This window comes from Dolichospermum sp. FACHB-1250 (assembly GCF_014696335.1).
In the GTDB taxonomy this organism is placed as follows: Bacteria; Cyanobacteriota; Cyanobacteriia; order Cyanobacteriales; family Nostocaceae; genus Dolichospermum; species Dolichospermum planctonicum.
This window is the reverse complement of sequence record NZ_JACJPZ010000021.1, coordinates 1-17,485: the sequence shown is the minus strand read 5'-3', so window position 1 is coordinate 17,485 and position 17,485 is coordinate 1. Positions and strand designations below refer to the sequence as shown.

16 protein-coding genes are annotated in these 17,485 nt (G+C 35.8%); 9 read left to right on the top strand and 7 right to left on the bottom strand.

The genetic code is table 11. The features are described 5' to 3' along the window. The first annotated feature begins 21 nt into the window (after positions 1–21). Positions 22–3,699, top strand: coding sequence for a hypothetical protein (locus H6F39_RS09470; protein WP_190396613.1), 3,678 nt, complete (start codon positions 22–24; stop codon positions 3,697–3,699). 69 nt (positions 3,700–3,768) lie between these two features. Continuing rightward, positions 3,769–4,224, top strand: coding sequence for a DUF29 domain-containing protein (locus H6F39_RS09465; protein ID WP_168359624.1), 456 nt, complete (start codon positions 3,769–3,771; stop codon positions 4,222–4,224). Positions 4,225–4,443: 219 nt separating this feature from the next. On the opposite strand, the gene H6F39_RS09460 is transcribed toward H6F39_RS09465, so the two are convergent. The 3 genes from H6F39_RS09460 to H6F39_RS09450 all read right to left on the bottom strand — a co-directional run bounded on the left by H6F39_RS09460 (position 4,444) and on the right by H6F39_RS09450 (position 7,554). Beyond that, the gene (locus tag H6F39_RS09460) at positions 4,444–6,126 is read right to left on the bottom strand and encodes an NAD+ synthase (RefSeq protein ID WP_190396612.1); all 1,683 of its coding nucleotides are present in this window, start codon (positions 6,124–6,126) and stop codon (positions 4,444–4,446) included. A 121-nt stretch (positions 6,127–6,247) separates the two neighbouring features. Then, positions 6,248–6,994: an NUDIX domain-containing protein gene (locus H6F39_RS09455; RefSeq protein WP_190396611.1), complete on the bottom strand. Its 747-nt coding sequence runs from the start codon at positions 6,992–6,994 to the stop codon at positions 6,248–6,250. Continuing rightward, on the bottom strand, positions 6,955–7,554 hold the full coding sequence (locus H6F39_RS09450) for a nicotinate-nucleotide adenylyltransferase (protein WP_137907395.1): 600 nt from the start codon (positions 7,552–7,554) through the stop codon (positions 6,955–6,957). The genes H6F39_RS09455 and H6F39_RS09450 overlap by 40 nt, the downstream gene beginning before the upstream one ends. A gap of 375 nt (positions 7,555–7,929) precedes the next feature. Here H6F39_RS09450 and H6F39_RS09445 point away from each other — a divergent pair, with 375 nt between their 5' ends. Beyond that, the gene (locus H6F39_RS09445) at positions 7,930–8,079 is read left to right on the top strand and encodes a nicotinate phosphoribosyltransferase (RefSeq protein ID WP_137907394.1); all 150 of its coding nucleotides are present in this window, start codon (positions 7,930–7,932) and stop codon (positions 8,077–8,079) included. A gap of 449 nt (positions 8,080–8,528) precedes the next feature. Here H6F39_RS09445 and H6F39_RS09440 read toward each other — a convergent pair whose 3' ends face one another. After that, the gene (locus tag H6F39_RS09440; RefSeq protein WP_137907393.1) at positions 8,529–9,203 is read right to left on the bottom strand and encodes a tetratricopeptide repeat protein; all 675 of its coding nucleotides are present in this window, start codon (positions 9,201–9,203) and stop codon (positions 8,529–8,531) included. A 208-nt stretch (positions 9,204–9,411) separates the two neighbouring features. Between H6F39_RS09440 and H6F39_RS09435 the strand changes: the two genes are divergently transcribed. Continuing rightward, positions 9,412–9,738, top strand: coding sequence for a YbjQ family protein (locus tag H6F39_RS09435; RefSeq protein WP_137907392.1), 327 nt, complete (start codon positions 9,412–9,414; stop codon positions 9,736–9,738). Between the two features lie 71 nt (positions 9,739–9,809). Here the strand turns inward: H6F39_RS09435 and H6F39_RS09430 are convergent, their stop codons facing one another. Next, a complete protein-coding gene (locus tag H6F39_RS09430; protein WP_190371642.1) occupies positions 9,810–10,070 on the bottom strand; it encodes a hypothetical protein in 261 nt (86 codons plus the stop codon). A 493-nt stretch (positions 10,071–10,563) separates the two neighbouring features. Between H6F39_RS09430 and H6F39_RS20685 the strand changes: the two genes are divergently transcribed. After that, positions 10,564–10,743, top strand: a complete 180-nt coding sequence (locus tag H6F39_RS20685; RefSeq protein WP_242028630.1) for a hypothetical protein — start codon at positions 10,564–10,566, stop codon at positions 10,741–10,743. Between the two features lie 120 nt (positions 10,744–10,863). Here the strand turns inward: H6F39_RS20685 and H6F39_RS09420 are convergent, their stop codons facing one another. Both H6F39_RS09420 and sufR read right to left on the bottom strand, forming a co-directional pair. Next, positions 10,864–11,055: a type II toxin-antitoxin system HicB family antitoxin gene (locus tag H6F39_RS09420; protein WP_190396610.1), complete on the bottom strand. Its 192-nt coding sequence runs from the start codon at positions 11,053–11,055 to the stop codon at positions 10,864–10,866. A gap of 66 nt (positions 11,056–11,121) precedes the next feature. Further along, complete coding sequence (sufR, locus tag H6F39_RS09415; RefSeq protein ID WP_190396609.1) at positions 11,122–11,799, bottom strand: iron-sulfur cluster biosynthesis transcriptional regulator SufR; 678 nt, start codon at positions 11,797–11,799, stop codon at positions 11,122–11,124. Positions 11,800–12,031: 232 nt separating this feature from the next. Between sufR and sufB the strand changes: the two genes are divergently transcribed. The 4 genes from sufB to H6F39_RS09395 all read left to right on the top strand — a co-directional run bounded on the left by sufB (position 12,032) and on the right by H6F39_RS09395 (position 17,070). Further along, complete coding sequence (sufB, locus tag H6F39_RS09410) at positions 12,032–13,471, top strand: Fe-S cluster assembly protein SufB (RefSeq protein ID WP_137907385.1); 1,440 nt, start codon at positions 12,032–12,034, stop codon at positions 13,469–13,471. 52 nt (positions 13,472–13,523) lie between these two features. Beyond that, the gene (gene sufC, locus H6F39_RS09405; protein WP_190396608.1) at positions 13,524–14,309 is read left to right on the top strand and encodes a Fe-S cluster assembly ATPase SufC; all 786 of its coding nucleotides are present in this window, start codon (positions 13,524–13,526) and stop codon (positions 14,307–14,309) included. After that, the gene (sufD, locus tag H6F39_RS09400) at positions 14,309–15,655 is read left to right on the top strand and encodes a Fe-S cluster assembly protein SufD (protein WP_190396607.1); all 1,347 of its coding nucleotides are present in this window, start codon (positions 14,309–14,311) and stop codon (positions 15,653–15,655) included. The genes sufC and sufD overlap by 1 nt, the downstream gene beginning before the upstream one ends. 149 nt (positions 15,656–15,804) lie before the next feature. Beyond that, positions 15,805–17,070 (top strand): cysteine desulfurase, encoded by a 1,266-nt coding sequence (locus tag H6F39_RS09395; protein WP_137907382.1) that lies wholly within the window; start codon positions 15,805–15,807, stop codon positions 17,068–17,070. Positions 17,071–17,485: the final 415 nt, after the last annotated feature.

Here is a 17,485-nt window from a genome sequence, read left to right as displayed (position 1 = left end):
CTGAAATGAGGAAACCATATCATGAATAATCCAGAAATCTCCCCCGATAATAATCAAAATTCCTTGCGAACGGTATTCAGAGCAATTAATTTTTCTCAAGGTCAATTATCGTTGATTTTTCTCCGTTGTAATTATGCAAAATTACGTCAGCAAATATCAGCACAAATTCATCAAGTTTCCTCTATTCCTATTAAAGAAATAACTTTAACAGCATCTACAAAAAGTTTGTACAATCAAATATCTCAAGAATTGGGAAATGAACAACCACCAGCCTTAATGATTTCTGGTTTAGACTCTGTAAAAAACATTGATGTAATTTTGAATCTGTCTAATCAAATTCGAGAGGAATTTAGAAAAAACTTCCCCTTTCCAATTTTGATTTGGATAGATGATCAAATTCTTAAAAAAATTATCCGCGTCGCACCAGATTTAGAAAATTGGGGGAGTATTCTGGATTTTGAAAATGATGCAGAGGATTTAATTAATCTCCTTCGAGAAAAAACAGAAGAAATATTTATTAATGATCATATTCCCAGTCCTCAAGTTTACCAAGAAATAGAATTTGCAACTCAGGACTTACAAAATAGAAAAGCAGTAATAAACCCAGAAATACAAGCTGGTTTAAATTTGGCCTTTGGTTTACGGGAATATCAACAAGATCATTTAGATCATGCTTTAAGTTATTTTCAAAAAAGTCAAGAATTTTGGCAAAATAATCTAAATAATAATCTAAATAATAATTTAGAACGTTATGGGATAATATTGGTAAAAATATCTTTGGTTTATACTCGCAAAGCGGAAATTAACAATAGTGAAGATCTAGAGAATTGGCAAAATTCTAGAAATTATTTACAGCAAGCTGTAGAGATTTTTGAAAAAGCCCAAAGATTAGATCTAGTAATTCAATATATCAACGATTTAGGGGAAATATTCCGACATTTAAAAGCGTGGAATGATTTAGAAAATCTAGCTCAAAAATCTCTGAAACTATCTGAAAATCTAGAGACATTTCCTGGAACATCTCTACAACATTCACAAATGTGGTTAGGTCAAAATTACGGTTTTCTCGCAGAAGTAGCTTTAGAAAATCAAGACTATCCAAAAGCAAATCAATACGCACAACAAGCAATAGATATTTTAACTAAAATTCCCAATTTACCCTCCCAAGCATATAGCCAATATCGTTTATTTATGTCCCATTCTCAAGTGGGTTTAGGGGAAATATCCGCAGCTATTCAAACCTTAGAAACTGCTAAAAATCAAAGTTATCATCAATATAATCCTAAACTTTATATTGCGATTTTAGAAAAATTAAGTTTTCTCTATTTCCAAGAAAAACAATATTTAAAAGCCTTTAATCTCAAACAAGAAAAATTACAAATTGAACAACAATATGGTTTTCGGGCTTTTGTTGGTGCTTGTTATCTAAACCCCCAACGTCAAATTATCAATACTCCCTTACCCGGAGAACAGAGGGGAGTCGAAAACTTGGAAAATATCGGTACAATTGCTAGAGAAATTTCTGCTTCAGGAAGAGAACAAGATGTTAAACGGTTGCGGGAAAGAATCGCAGGAACTCAACATAAATTAACTGTAATTCATGGTCAGTCTGGAGTTGGTAAAAGTTCGATTTTGCAAGGTGGTTTAATTCCCGCTCTTCAACAAGAACCCATTGGAGAACGGAACGCTGTACCTATATATTTACGAGTTTATACAAATTGGATAGAACTTTTAGGAGAGCATTTAAAATCAACAAAATCAACCAATGATCAATTATCCCTACATTCTACGGAGACAATTATTCAACAATTGCGAAAAAATGCTGATAAATATTTATTAACGGTTTTGATATTTGACCAATTTGAGGAATTTTTCTTTGTTTATACTGATAAAATCCAGAGAAAACCATTTTATGACTTTTTCCGCATCTGTTTAGATATTCCTTTTGTAAAAATAGTTCTTTCCTTACGGGAAGATTATTTACATTATTTATTAGAATTAGACCGTTTAGTTGATTTGACAGTCACTAATAATAATATTCTTGATAAAGATATTCGCTATTATTTAGGTAACTTTTCTCCCGCTGACGCTCAAACAGTAATTCAAAGCCTCACGGAAAAAACTCGGTTTTATTTACAAGCAGAATTAATTACGGAATTGGTCAAACAATTAGCGGGAGATATGGGGGAAGTGAGACCCATAGAATTACAAATTGTGGGAACACAATTACAAACTGAACAAATTACAACCTTAGCAAAATATCGAGAATTTGGCAATAAGGAAAAGTTAGTAGAAAAGTTTTTAAAAGATGTGATTAAAGACTGTGGTTCAGAACATGAACAAGTAGCACGACTAGTATTATATTTACTCACAGATGAAAATAATACCAGACCTTTAAAAACCAAAGATGAATTAGTAGTACAATTACCAGAAAGTGAAAATCTGGATTTAGTTTTGATTTTAAATATCTTCGTTGCGTCCGGTTTAGTCTTACTATTACGAGAATCTCCAGCAGATAGATATCAGTTAGTACATGATTATTTAGTTGAGTTTATTCGTCAACAGCAGGGAAATGAATTATTAGCAAAATTAGCTCAAGCTCAAGCAGAATTACAGCAGGAAAAGGAAGCTAAACAAATAATAGAAACAGCCAGAATTAAAGCTGAAGCACAAATTAAAGAAGCACAAAAAAGATTAAAATTAAGTTCTGGTTTAGCTGCGGGTTTTATAGTAATTGCAGCTATGGCCTCTGTTTATTCCTTCAATCAATTTAGAGAAGCTGATATTGCTAAACAAGCGACAAAACTAGAACAAGGTGGAGTCAATGTTTTAAGACAATTTCAACTCCAAGAATTACCATCTTTAGTCGCTGCTATCCAGAATGGTAAAACTTTAAAAACATTAGTTAAAAACAGTCCCCTAGACAAATATCCCACCACTAGTCCTATTTATGCCCTAAATAATATCCTCGATAATATCAAAGAACGTAACCAGTTTCAGGGACATCAGAGTGCTGTCAATAGTGTAAGTTTCAGTCCCGACGGTAAAACCATTGCTACTGCTTCATTAGACAATACAGCGCGGTTGTGGGATTTACAGGGGAATTTGCTACAGGAATTTAAAGGACATCAGGATTTTGTCTATAGTGTAAGTTTCAGTCCCGACGGTAAAACCATTGCTACTGCTTCATTAGACAATACAGCGCGGTTGTGGGATTTACAGGGGAAATTGCTACGGGAATTTAAGGGACATCAGGATTCTGTCTATAGTGTAAGTTTCAGTCCCGACGGTCAAACCATTGCTACTGCTTCTGATGACAAAACAGCGCGGTTGTGGGATTTACAGGGGAATTTGCTACAGGAATTTAAAGGACATCAGGGTTATGTCTATAGTGTAAGTTTCAGTCCCGACGGTAAAACCATTGCTACTGCTTCATTAGACGATACAGCGCGGTTGTGGGATTTACAGGGGAATTTGCTACAGGAATTTAAAGGACATCAGGGTTCTGTCTGGGGTGTAAGTTTCAGTCCCGACGGTCAAACCATTGCTACTGCTTCTAGGGACAACACAGCGCGGTTGTGGCCTGTGCGGAATTTAGACCGGGTACTTAAAGATGGTTGTGCTTGGGTAAAGGATTATTTACACAATCCGGGGATTGAGTTGAGTGATCAAGATCGTTGGTTATGTGATGATATCTGATGGCGTGGCGTGGTAATATAGCAAGGCAAGAGGCAAGAGGAAAGTGATCAAAAACGAGGAGAGACATAAATGATAAATCAATCTTTTGTCAATAGTCAAACTCTCTATGAGCAAGATTTTTATTTATGGACAAAAGCAATTGTTCAGCATTTAAAAGAAAATAGATTTAATGACATAGATATACCTAATTTAATTGCAGAAATTGAAAGCATGGGTAAAAGTGAAAAACGGGAGTTAAAAAGCCGTTTAATTGTATTATTGATCCACTTAATCAAATGGCAATATCAACCAGAAAAACGCAGTGAAAGTTGGCGCAGTACGATTACAGAACAACGTATTTGTATTGAAGCATTATTAGAAGATAGTCCTAGCTTACAACCTTTACTCATAGAAATTTTCCCAGATTGTTATGAAAAAGCTCGTTCTAAAGCATCTGAAGAAACGGGAATTAAATTGAATTTCTTTCCTCAAGAATCTCCCTTTACTTTAGATGAAACTTTGAATGCTTATTTTTTGAATAATTAAATCAGTCAACACAATCAAACCAAATTGTGTTTTCCTCTTCCTCCGTGAACTCTGTACCTGGAGTGGTTATTAAAAAACTCCAGTAAACACTCATAGTCCTAAGTAAGTGAGCGGAAAAAAACCGACACAAGTAACGAAAAGTAAAGTTGCCCAAAACCTGTTCCCTGTTCCCTGTTCCCTGTTCCCTTGTCATAACGACAATTTTTAACGCCAACCCACTTATATATTCCGCAACGCAGACCAACTACTAGCAATAGGCATTCTCCAACCAGTCCCAAAAGCGCGGTCAGTGATTTTTAAACCTGGTGCAGCTTGTCTGCGTTTAAATTCCGCACGAGATAATAACTGTAATACCTTATCTACAACTACCGGGTCATGACCTGCGGTAACAATTTCTGCCGCTGATTGATGTTGATGCAGCAAACGGTCGAGAATATCATCTAAAATATCATAAGCTGGTAGAGAATCTTGGTCAACTTGACCCGGTTTAAGTTCCGCACTGGGCGCTTTTGTAAGAATATTTACGGGAATAACCTCTTTTTGATGATGAGAATTTAACCATTTGCAAAGAGAATAAACGCGAGTTTTGGGAACATCTGCAATCACAGATAAACCCCCATTCATGTCACCATAAAGAGTACAATAACCAACAGCCATTTCTGATTTATTGCCAGTAGATAAAAGCAAATAACCGAACTTATTAGAAATTGCCATTAACAAATTACCACGAATGCGAGATTGGAGATTTTCTTCTGCTATCCCAAATTCTGTACCCGCAAATAAATCATTTAAAGATTGATCAAAAGCTTGCATTAGTTCCCCAATAGGTAAAATCTCGGTTTGAATATCTAAATTTTCTGCTAATGCTAAAGCGTCACTAATAGAATGTTCTGAACTATAGGGAGAAGGCATTAAAATACCAATTACATTTTCTTTACCTAATGCCGCAGTCGCAATAGCAGCAACTAAAGCAGAATCAACTCCCCCACTTAAACCTAATAAGACCTTAGAAAAACGACATTTATGAACATAATCTTTAACTCCTAAAACCAAAGCCTTCCAAATTTCCCCTTCTTCAGATTCATAAACAGGGGAAATATTACCTAATACTAAATCTTCTTGATTTGCATCAAATTCAACAGTGATAAAATCAGATACAAAACCCTGACCACGAGCGATAACTTCCCCTTGTTTATTAACAGCAAAACTGCGGCCATCAAAAATCAAATCATCATTTCCGCCAACCTGATTTGTATAAATAATCGGTTTTTGGAAATTAACAGCACTATGTTTTAACATTGCTTCCCGCAGATTTTGCTTACCAACAGTATAGGGAGAAGCGGATAAATTAACAATTAAATCTATATTGGAATTTACTAAATCTGCCATGGGATTAATTGGGTAACTGCGCTTACCCCAAAATTCCTCATCATTCCATAAATCTTCACAAATTGTCACACCAATTTTCAGATGATCTAATATCAGATAATTGGCTTCTAGTCCATGTTCAAAATAACGATGTTCATCAAAAACATCGTAAGTTGGTAATAGTCTTTTATGAAAAAATTGCTGAATTTTGCCATTTTCTAATAAAGCCATACTATTAAATAAATTTTTCCCCCCAGTTATACCCCCTTGGGAATTTTTCACAACCGTTCCCACTAATACAGCTAAATTTGCGGGTAAATCTTCAGCCAATTTTTGTAATGTCTGATCCATTGCGACTACAAAACTAGGATTTAGTAATAAATCTCTGGGTGGATAACCACAAATTGATAATTCAGGTGTTAATAATAAACGGACACCTGTTAATGATGCTTGTTGGCACATTTCCAGAATTTTTTCAGCATTTCCAGATAAATCACCAATAAGAGGATTAATTTGAGCAATAGCGATTTTCATGATCATCAAAAAGGGAATAGGGAATAAATAAAATAAATCTCATTTTAGACTGCACAAAATCACAATCATCTGTATTTATCAGCGTTAATCAGCGTTTAATCATTTCTACCTCCTTTCTTCATTAAATAAATACTAAAGGTTTATCTTTAAACGGTGCAAATGCTGCTTGGTTAAATTTATATAAACTCGCAGGTCTTCCCGCACCTCGTGATACTTTAATGCCAGTATCTGATAAAAAACCTAGTTTGAGTAACCGCGCTCGGAAATTAGAATAATCGGCAAAGTTTTCTCCTAAAACTGTGGTATATAGTTGATATAAATCGTTGAGAGTGAAGGTTTCTGGTAATACCTCAAAAGCTACAGGACTATATTCTAATTTATTTTTTAATCTTCTATGTCCATAGGTAATAATTTCATTATGATCAAATGCTAACTGTGGCAATTTTTGCAGAGGATACCAAGCAATACCAGCGACTTTATCAGCAATTAATTCTGCTTCTTCAAATCGTACTAAGGCAAAGTAACTAACTGATAAATAACGAACTCCATAACTAGCAATTTCTTCTCTAGGTTCAGGTCTAGGACTGCTAAAAGTATAAAGCTGTTCTAAATAAAGATTATTTACTTTTATTTTCTCAGCCATGATACGATAGGCAGCATCTTCTAAAGATTCTCCTTGCCTAACTAAAGTACCGGGAAGAGTCCAATAATTTAAACATGATTCTTGTTTTCCTATAACCAAAAGAACTAATAACTGATTTTGGGCAGTATTTACAGAAAAAATCACATTATCAACACCAACTTTAAATTCAGCTAAAAGTTGTTGATTTATGGGGTGGAAAATCTTTTTTTGGTGATGTATTGGCATTTGTATAAATGCTGTTGATGAATATAGGCAACTACGGGAGGTGTGAGAGTATTAATATCTCCTTGTTCACGAAAAGCGGTAGAGGAAACATCTAAACCAATTAAATTAGCAATGGCAATTTTTCCTCCCATTTGTTTAACATTTTCTAAACTTGAATTATCTATGATATATCCTGGTCTGGGAATTATTAGTAGCTGCACTTGCTGTAATAAATCTTGAATATGATACCAGCGTGATAATTGATTTACTAAATCAGCACCAATTACTAAAGTATATTCAATATGTTCACCCCACTTTAATTTGGCTTTTTCTACAGTTTCTAAGGTTCTCCAACTGCTCAAATCTTGTTCTAAAGCAATATTTTTTCTAGAAACATTAATATCTTTAATTAACAATTCTAACATGACCGCACGATGAGATAAAAGCGTTTGTTGCGATTTTAGAGGATTATCCGCAGCCCAAACAGCTACCCAATCATAATGTTCAGATAACCATTTAAGAATTACTAAATGTCCCGCAGTCGGTGGATCAGCACTTGTACCAAATAAAGCAATTTTCATGATACTTTCAGGATGTTGCTAGAATGTCTCTTTAGTTTATGGTAATATTTACTATAAATAATGTCAAGCCCTAGTTAATGAATGGTGACAAATTCCCTAAAATCCTATATTTACAAGGGGAATTATCTATAATTTTACGAATAATTCACATTTCTTAATAGTAAAAACTATTATTTTCACCCCAAAATGCCTAATTATAAATTTTCGGTTACAATTAGGAGTAAATCAAAATCATGATTATAAAGTATTGCAAAGTTATCTGAAAAAATATTGTGTTAAGTATAGATATATGGAGAATAGGAGCAAATAAATAATGGCGGTATTATAATGTAAGCATCGCAGATTAAAAAACTGAAAAAAAGAGGCTATAAGATTATGGCTATTTCCAGAATGCTTACTAATATGGCTCAGTTTATTTCTGAAGCCTTTATGCGGATTTTTACCCCTGCCAATGACGCTTATCCTGTGATTGGGGTACAGCCTTTTACCGGTAGTATGTATAAGAGAGGTAGAGCGGCTTGGTAGCTTTTGATTTGATAAAAGTTACAATCTACGACGATCATCATTGATATTAACCAAGGTCAGGTACAATCTATCTTACCTTGGTTTTACCTTATTTAAGGAAGAGGAGATCCCTGTCACCTGTTTTTAAGTATTTTACCGTAATTCCTTAAAAAAAACAAAGATTCTAGTAATCTGTGGATTTCTGTGTATATATTGAAACTTGGTTAAGCTCAAATAGAGCCAGACAATTGGCAATCTCAAAATACATCAGATCAGCTAATGATGTAGAATTATCTAGATAAATTCAAGTTCTATTAATTGGATTAGGATTACTAGAACCATGAAATGATTTACTTAAAATATTTCCTGGCTAATTAGTCAATTAACGTCAATTAACGTCAATAAATCCCCAAATTAATCATTAATTATAAATTAAATTAATTATAAATTGGGGATTCAAAACCTAGAAATTACATTTCTCCTAACATTCCTTCCACTCTATTAACACTATCTAGATCATTGCTAAGACGATATAAACTTAAAGCTTTTCGTAAAGCGCTAGTTGCTTGGCTATTTTGACCCTTCTTTTTAAACATTCCTGCCATTAACTCATAAGTGCGGGGGTTATTTTGATTGAGTTCTAGTGCTTTTTGATATGCCCACATAGCAGATTCAAAATCGCCTAATATTGCCTGAGTAACGCCCAAACCTAAATAGGCGTTAATATTATTACGATTAAGTTGAATGGAACGACGATAAGCTTCTTTAGCTCCAGTAATATCCTTTGTAGCACTTTTAATGTAACCCACAGCATAATAAAAATCGCTGTTATTGGGATTAATAGCAATAGCCTGACGATAAGCATTTAAAGCTGAGGGAAAATTTCCTATTTGAGTATATAAGTAGCCAATACCAGCATGAATTCTCGCATTTCGGGGATCTAATTTTGCCGCTTGTTGATAAACAGCGATCGCTCCACTATAATCTTTATTATCTACAAGTCTTTTTCCGTCTTCTATCAAGCTTTTCAACTCTGCATTGTCAGCTTGTGCTAATAATAGATCAACTTTGGCCACTACAGGTGTGCTAGTGAAGAAACATCCCAATAATAAGACAGTTAAGACAAATGATGTTTTTTTGTACACAGTCAATTTCCTTAGATTTTCTTCAATTGTTCTTATTCATACATTAAAACAAAAATATTTATTTTTGTAATCTCTATTTATTCATATTTACATAATATATATTATTATATAATAGTCTTTTCTTAAAATCACTTGACATTTTCGGCATTATAGCAATAGATTAAGACTTTAACCCATCCGTACTCATAAATAATGTTTAAATAAATCTATGATTTTAACTACTACTGACGTTATTCAAGGTGCTGTAATTCAGTCATACTTAGGTATTGTGACAGCAGAAGTTGTATATGGTAGCAATTTCCTGCGGGATTTTTTAGCGAGTATTCGGGATATTGTCGGTGGCCGCACTGGTAGCTATGAGCGTCTCTTTGAAGAAGGACAACGCAAAGCAATGGAAGAATTAGAACAAAGGGCGCAACGTTTAGGCGCGGATGCGATTGTTGGTATTGCAGTTGATACAGGCACAATTAATGTTGATCAATCTGGTGTTTTATTAGTAATTACGGCCACAGGAACAGCCGTAAAAATTCGTTAATATTTCGTTAATATTTTGCTAATTTTGTAGCAAACATTTATTCATCTTTAAGTAATAAAATATTACTGAATCTACCACTTCAAAAATGCTTCCTCAATTCCTTTTTCTCTTCTAACTTTAGAATCAGTTTCAAACCAGGTAATAATTTGCTTTGTCGTCAGTTCCTCAATAGAAACATCATATTCTTGAGCAATATGTTGTAAAATCCGCAAAGAAGAAATAGTCAATCTCGTTAAAAACTTCTCAGGAGAAGACAACAAAGCCGCGTCAACTTGAGCAGATTCTTCAGCAGATAAAAATTGAGTTGATGATTGATTAGGTCCGATATCCATAAAAATTCAAAATTTTGTTTAATCGAGAAATTGGCTTTCTACCATTAAATCATATTATTGTAATCCCTGAGCAATAAAAGCGGAAGTTTTAATACAGTTACCTGGTGGGGAAAGTTGGTTTAATCGCAAGTAAAGATCCCCGACTTCTTACTTTAATCTTTGGTAAATCATGTTAATTTATCAAAGAAGTTGGGGATATACAGCAGTTCCCGATATTATGAAGTACAGATATTAATAATAAAACTCTTGTGGTGCGGGCATCTTGCCCGCACTGTACCTCACTCAAACCTACTTGCTGTAAATTTAACGGTAGGTAAATCATTTGTTCGTTTATGTGAAATTATTGATTGAGTGCGATCGCAATTTCCATGACTCATACAACTACTGTTTTACTTTTGTTTTAAGTATTATTGAAAACGGTTATATTATATTACAATGAGTTAAGATATATTTTAGATACTATGTAAGTACAAAATTTGTAGTATTATGATGATTGGAAGACTTAGGAAAACTTAGACTTACTAGCCTTTCTCAGGACAATAATAACCAACAAAGTTTGAATAAAAAATTGAGAATTTTTGCAGACTTTAATAATGCTGATGAAAATGGTCGTCTGCGTTTAAATTGTACTGGTACAATTGAAGATTTAGCACGTCAAAAAATTGAATTATAAGATGGTCAAACCCTAACTTTTTATAGCGAAGATTTAGAACTTGAAGGAATAGTTAAACATTCTCCAGAAGAGAATATTTGGGTGGCGGTAATTGATTGGGATAATATTAGACTGGAAGATTTATCTAAATTGATAGATATACCTATAGTCTTCTAATTCTTCCAAACACATTTCAATAACTTCTTTAATATTATTCATGAGTTCATCAATAGTTTCACCCTGACTATAACAGGCTTTAAGTTGAGGAACTTCACCAATATACATACCATCTTCATCTCTTTCAATTACCACATAAAATTCTTTATTTTTCATAGTTTTCCTGATCCTTATCTGCGTCTATCCGCGTTTATCCGCGTTCAATTACTTCCACCCAACCACCTACCTTTTCTGCACCAAATAACCACAACGATGTTCACCATGAATCAACCAGTGAGTCCGTTCAACAGTACAATCTGGGAGAATAGCCGCAAACATTTCCAACTCATGATCACAAACACTGGGAAAAGATTCCGCAACATCAGAAATAGCGCAGGTATGTTCCACAAAAATGAATCTTTCTCCACCCCCACCACTAGCATCTGACTCCACAGGGTGAAATTCCGCCATAAAACCTTCCTGCTTTCGCAACTCTATCAAAGTTGCGACCCGTTCCCGCAAAGAACCATTACCCACCCGTTCCCGGTATTCTTGGGCTTTGCGTTCCCACTGTTTCCGTAAAATAGACTTTACTTGGTCACGTCCCACAGTTTCGGCTAAGGTGTCCAGAAGAGAAATTGCAAACTCGCCATAACCATCATTTAAGCGGTTAGCGTTTTTTTGCAAGCGGGATCTTCCCCGCTGACTCAGTTGATAAAGGTGCTGCGGTCTCCCCATACTCTGCTGTCCTGATACCGAATACAAAACTAGTTTCTCCGTCTCTAAATCCTTTAAATGACGGCGAATAGCTTGGGGACTCACATCTAAAAAGTTAGCCAACTCAACAGCCGTTGCTTGTGAGTGTTTCAATAGATACTCTAGGATATCTTGCTTAGTTGAGGTCTGCTGGGTAGTCGCCATGTTCTCTACTAGACGCTTCGCAAACGTCCCAAAATAAAATTTTTAGAAAATTTGACTTAAACAACATTCTTGTTGTTAATCTATCGTACAATGAAATGTAGATTAAACAACCGCCGAATTGTTTTAGTCGTTAAGCCTATTCTAGCAGTCTTGTTAGCAATCGGTAATAAAAAACGGGAATTAGCATCATGCAGCCCGTCGCCCATCCTTTAAAGAGAACACAAGAGAACCGATGAGCGCATCTGTCACCACCTTAGTCAACCAACCTTACAAGTACGGCTTTGTTACCGACATTGAAGCTGATACTATCCCCCGTGGGTTAAGCGAAGATGTCGTCCGCCTAATTTCCGCTAAAAAGAACGAACCGGAATTTATGCTGGAATATCGTCTCCGCGCCTATCACCAATGGCTGAAAATGACAGAACCAACTTGGCCTCATGTCAAATATCCGCCTATTAATTATCAGGATATTATTTATTATTCCGCACCGAAACAAAAGAAAGCAAAACTCAACAGTTTGGATGAAGTTGACCCCACTTTATTGGAAACTTTTGAAAAATTGGGTATTTCTCTTTCCGAACAAAAACGATTAGCTAATGTTGCTGTTGATGCGATTTTTGATAGTGTTTCGGTGGCGACTACATTTAAAGAAAAACTCGCGGAAGATGGTGTCATATTTTGCTCTATTTCCGAAGCTTTACAAGAACACCCAGAACTAATTAAAAAATATTTGGGTAGCGTTGTTCCTATTGCTGATAATTATTTTGCTGCTTTAAATGCAGCGGTATTTAGTGATGGTTCTTTCGTTTATATCCCCAAGGGCGTAAAATGTCCAATGGAATTGTCAACCTATTTCCGCATTAACTCCGGTGATACAGGACAATTTGAACGGACATTAATTGTCGCCGAAGCAGATAGTTATGTTTCCTATTTAGAAGGTTGTACAGCACCAATGTACGACAGCAATCAATTACACGCCGCCGTTGTGGAATTGGTTGCTTTAGATAATGCAGAAATCAAATATTCTACCGTGCAAAACTGGTACGCAGGTGACGAAAATGGTAAAGGCGGCATTTACAACTTTGTGACTAAACGTGGTTTGTGTCAAGGTGTCAATTCTAAGATATCTTGGACTCAAGTAGAAACAGGTTCAGCTATTACTTGGAAGTACCCTAGTTGCGTCTTAGTTGGTGATAATTCCGTCGGTGAATTTTACTCCGTTGCATTAACAAATCATAAGCAGCAAGCTGATACAGGTACGAAAATGATTCACATTGGCAAAAATACCCGTAGCACAATTATTTCTAAAGGTATTTCTGCTGGTAAATCTAGTAATAGTTACCGGGGTTTGGTAAAGATTAATCCTACTGCTAAAGGTGCGAGAAATTATTCCCAATGTGATTCAATGTTAATTGGTGATAATGCTCAAGCTAATACTTTTCCTTATATTCAAGTTCAGAATAATTCAGGAAAGGTTGAACATGAAGCTTCTACTTCTAAAATCGGTGAAGACCAATTATTCTTTTTCGCTCAACGGGGTATTTCTGCCGAAGATGCTATCTCAATGATGATTAGCGGTTTCTGTAAAGATGTTTTTAATCAGCTTCCCATGGAGTTCGCTGTTGAGGCTGATAAGTTGTTAAGTCTCAAACTAGAAGGTAGTGTGGGTTAAGAAAACGAACCACTCCAAGCACAGAGTACCCAGAGAAAGAGAGGAAGAGAAGATGATTGTTGAGAATAGTGATTTGATTTTGTCGGTTCAGAATTTGACCGCTGACGTTGATGGAACTCCGATTTTAAAGGGGTTGAATTTGCAGGTTCGCGCTGGAGAAGTTCACGCGATTATGGGTCCAAATGGTTCGGGAAAAAGCACTTTTTCTAAGGTTTTGGCGGGACATCCAGCTTATACTGTTACTGGTGGTGAGGTGGTTTTTCAAAACCAAAATCTTTTGGAAATGTCACCAGAGGAACGGGCTAGGGGTGGTGTGTTTTTAGCTTTTCAATATCCTCTGGAAATTCCCGGTGTCAGTAATTTAGATTTTTTACGAGTTGCTTATAATTCTCGTCAGAAATCTAGAGGTTTGGAGGAGGTTGACGCTTTCGATTTTGATGATTTAGTTCAAGAAAAATTGGATATTGTCAAAATGAATTCTTCTTTCCTTAGTCGCAGTGTCAATGAGGGTTTTTCCGGTGGGGAAAAGAAGCGCAATGAAATCCTACAAATGGCTATTTTAGAACCTAAATTAGCAATTTTAGATGAGACTGATTCTGGTTTGGATATTGACGCTCTCAAAATTGTCGCTAATGGAGTTAATCGCTTAACAAGTCCCGAAAATGCCACAATTATGATTACTCACTATCAGCGTCTTCTTGATTATATTGTCCCTGATTTTGTTCATGTGATGGCACAAGGACGAATTATTAAAAGTGGTGGTAAGGAGTTAGCGTTAGAGTTAGAATCTCGCGGTTATGATTGGGTGCTGGAGGAAGTTGTGGGAGTGGGTGTATAATGTCTATACCAATGAATCTGGAGGCTTTTAATGAAACCTCTCTACCAAAAAATTTATTAGATAGAGACGCTTTTTTAAGTGGTTTATTAAGTCGGGTAACTACTACAAAAACAGATAGTTGGTTACAAGATTTACGCGAAGCCGCTGCTAATTGGGTACGTCATTCTGTTGTTCCCAATACCCGCGAAGAAGAATGGCGCTTTACTGATTTGTCACCTCTCAAACAGGTAAGTTTTCATGTAGGGACAATTCATGAACTATCTCTACAAGATGATTTTGTTTTACCTGAAGTTTCTGGGCGGTTAGTATTTGTCAATGGTGTTTATTCACCAAATTTATCTAATACTGAAAATTTACCTGCTGGCTTAATTGTTGGTAATTTGGATGTTTTACCTGGTGAAGTTGTTCAGGAATATTTAGCGCAAGCTGAAGGTGCTAAAGAGGTTTTTACAGCTTTGAATACTGCGGCTTTAAATGATGTCGCGGTGGTATGGGTTGCTAAAAATGTGGTGGTGGAAACACCAATTCATCTATTATTTATTTCTGTGTCGGGTGAGTCTGCAACTATTTCCCAACCCCGGGTTTTAGTAGTAGCTGAAAGTAATTCTCAGGTAAGTTTAATTGAAGAGTATGTTACAGGCAAGATGCCTGTTCCACAAGCGGAGGAGATTTATTTTACTAATGGTGTGACGGAAATCTGGGTACAGGAAAATGCTCAGGTTACTCACAATAGGGTCGTGCGGGAAGGTGCTGCGGCTTTTCACATTGGTAAAACTGCTGTTACTCAAGCCAGATCTAGTCGTTATAATTGTAATGCAGTGACGGTTGGTGGTAAAATCTCCCGTCATAATTTGGAGATCTTACAAACTGGTGAACAAACAGAAACAACCCTGAATGGTTTAACTGTAATTGCTGATAATCAGTTGGCCGATACTCATAGTGCATTATTTTTAAATTATCCCCATGGTGTTAGTAAACAATTACATAAGTGCATTATAGGCGATCGCGCTCATGGTGTCTTTAATGGTAAAATATTTGTTCCTAAACTGGCCCAATTAACGGACGCATCGCAATTAAATCGCAATTTGCTGTTATCATCTAAGTCAAGGATTGACACCAAACCTCAGTTAGAAATCACCGCTGATAATGTTAAATGCGCTCACGGTGCTACCGTCAGTCAATTGGAAGATGATCAAATATTCTACCTGCAAAGTCGTGGTATTGATGAAAACGACGCACGCAAATTATTAGTTAATGCTTTCGCAACGGAAATTATTAACTTTATCCCTGTTGCTTCTTTGCGTGAGAGTTTGTTAAAAACAGTCACAATTCTCACCAATAAATAATCAAAAACCCCACCTGCAAAAAGTGGGGAAAACCCACCAAAAAACCCTCTAAAACTTCTTACCTTCGTGTCCTTCGCTCCTTCGTCGTTCGTTCTTCTTAAATTCTGCCATACTCCTAAATTCTAGTTACTATTTTGAACTCCTTAAATATGACCTTCACCTCTACCAAATCCCTCCCTGATAAAGTCCGCTCCGACTTCCCTATTTTACATCAGGAAGTTCATGGTAAACCCCTGGTTTATCTCGATAATGCAGCTACTTCTCAAAAACCTGTATCAGTCTTAAATGCTTGGCGTGATTATTACGAACAATATAACTCAAACGTTCATCGTGGCGCACATTTTCTCAGCGGCAAGGCTACTGATGCTTATGAAGAGTCCCGTGATAAAATTGCTAAATTCATTAATGCTAAATCACGCCAAGAAATTGTTTACACCCGCAACGCAACGGAAGCCATTAACCTAGTCGCTTACAGTTGGGGAATGCACAATTTACAGCCAGGAGATGAAATTATTCTCTCAGTCATGGAACACCATAGTAATATTGTTCCTTGGCAATTTGTCGCTGAAAAAACCGGTGCAATATTAAAGTTTGTGGAATTAACACCAGCAGAAACTTTTGATTTAGAACAGTTTAAAAACCTGATTTCTCAAAAAACCAAACTGGTGTCTATCGTCCATATTTCTAATACATTGGGTTGTATAAATCCAGTTAAAGAAATCGCTGAAATTGCTCACAAATTCGGTGCAAAGTTCTTACTTGATGCTTGTCAAAGTGTTCCCCATACTCCCATTAATGTCCAAGAACTTGATTGTGATTGGTTAGTAGCTTCTGGACATAAAATGTGCGCCCCCACTGGCATCGGCTTTTTATATGGTAAGCTAGAATTACTAGAAGTAATGCCGCCATTTTTCGGTGGTGGTGAGATGATTGCAGAGGTATTTTTAGACCATTCTACCTACGCAGAATTACCCCATAAATTTGAAGCCGGTACTCCTGCAATTGGGGAAGCGATCGCACTTGGTGCGGCCATAGATTATCTTACTAATATTGGTATGGATACAATCCATAGCTATGAATCGGAATTAACCGCCTATTTATTCACCCAATTAGCACAAATACCCCAAATTAGAATCTACGGACCAAAACCCAATGCTCAAGGCGAAGGTAGAGCCGCTCTAGCAGCTTTTACAGTAGAGGGTGTCCACGCTAATGATCTATCTACATTATTAGATCAAGAAGGTGTAGCCATACGTTCTGGCCACCATTGTACACAACCATTACACCGTTATTTAGGTGTAGCGGGAACTGCGCGGGCTAGTTTATCTTTTTACAATACTCGTGAAGAAATTGATATTTTCATCAAAGCATTAAAAGAGACTTTGGACTTTTTTGCTGGTGTCTTCAATGAATAAATTTAGGGTGGGTATTTTCCCACCTTATTTAAATTAATTTAATTTAAAATTATTTTGTGAGTATGATTTTCAGAAAAAATTAATTGCTGAAAAAATGGAAAAATAAATTTTCCATGGGTAACTTCCAGAAATAAATCAAAGAATAAATCAAATGTCATACAGTGAATTTACTTTAGATAAAGTTAGAAAAGCTTTTGCTTTAACAATTTTTATGTATTCATTTTATATGTTAATACGCATAGTTAAAAAATGTCAATAAAGTCTATCAACTTAATCTTCATTCTCTAAAGGTAAGATAGTAATTACAGCGATTTTCATGTAGTTAAGCCAGAAAATGAGGTAAACTAGAATAAATATATTGTTAAATTATATGCCAACACCTTATTCAATAGATTTGCGTAGTCGCGTGATTATG

Coding starts and splice junctions, on each gene's coding strand:
- H6F39_RS09470 (WP_190396613.1), top strand. CDS start 22: ATGAATAATCCAGAAATCTCCCCCGATAATAATCAAAATTCCTTGCGA.
- H6F39_RS09465 (WP_168359624.1), top strand. CDS start 3,769: ATGATAAATCAATCTTTTGTCAATAGTCAAACTCTCTATGAGCAAGAT.
- H6F39_RS09460 (WP_190396612.1), bottom strand. CDS start 6,126: ATGAAAATCGCTATTGCTCAAATTAATCCTCTTATTGGTGATTTATCT.
- H6F39_RS09455 (WP_190396611.1), bottom strand. CDS start 6,994: ATGCCAATACATCACCAAAAAAAGATTTTCCACCCCATAAATCAACAA.
- H6F39_RS09450 (WP_137907395.1), bottom strand. CDS start 7,554: ATGAAAATTGCTTTATTTGGTACAAGTGCTGATCCACCGACTGCGGGA.
- H6F39_RS09445 (WP_137907394.1), top strand. CDS start 7,930: ATGGCTATTTCCAGAATGCTTACTAATATGGCTCAGTTTATTTCTGAA.
- H6F39_RS09435 (WP_137907392.1), top strand. CDS start 9,412: ATGATTTTAACTACTACTGACGTTATTCAAGGTGCTGTAATTCAGTCA.
- H6F39_RS09430 (WP_190371642.1), bottom strand. CDS start 10,070: ATGGATATCGGACCTAATCAATCATCAACTCAATTTTTATCTGCTGAA.
- H6F39_RS09420 (WP_190396610.1), bottom strand. CDS start 11,055: ATGAAAAATAAAGAATTTTATGTGGTAATTGAAAGAGATGAAGATGGT.
- sufR (WP_190396609.1), bottom strand. CDS start 11,799: ATGGCGACTACCCAGCAGACCTCAACTAAGCAAGATATCCTAGAGTAT.
- sufB (WP_137907385.1), top strand. CDS start 12,032: ATGAGCGCATCTGTCACCACCTTAGTCAACCAACCTTACAAGTACGGC.
- sufC (WP_190396608.1), top strand. CDS start 13,524: ATGATTGTTGAGAATAGTGATTTGATTTTGTCGGTTCAGAATTTGACC.
- sufD (WP_190396607.1), top strand. CDS start 14,309: ATGTCTATACCAATGAATCTGGAGGCTTTTAATGAAACCTCTCTACCA.
- H6F39_RS09395 (WP_137907382.1), top strand. CDS start 15,805: ATGACCTTCACCTCTACCAAATCCCTCCCTGATAAAGTCCGCTCCGAC.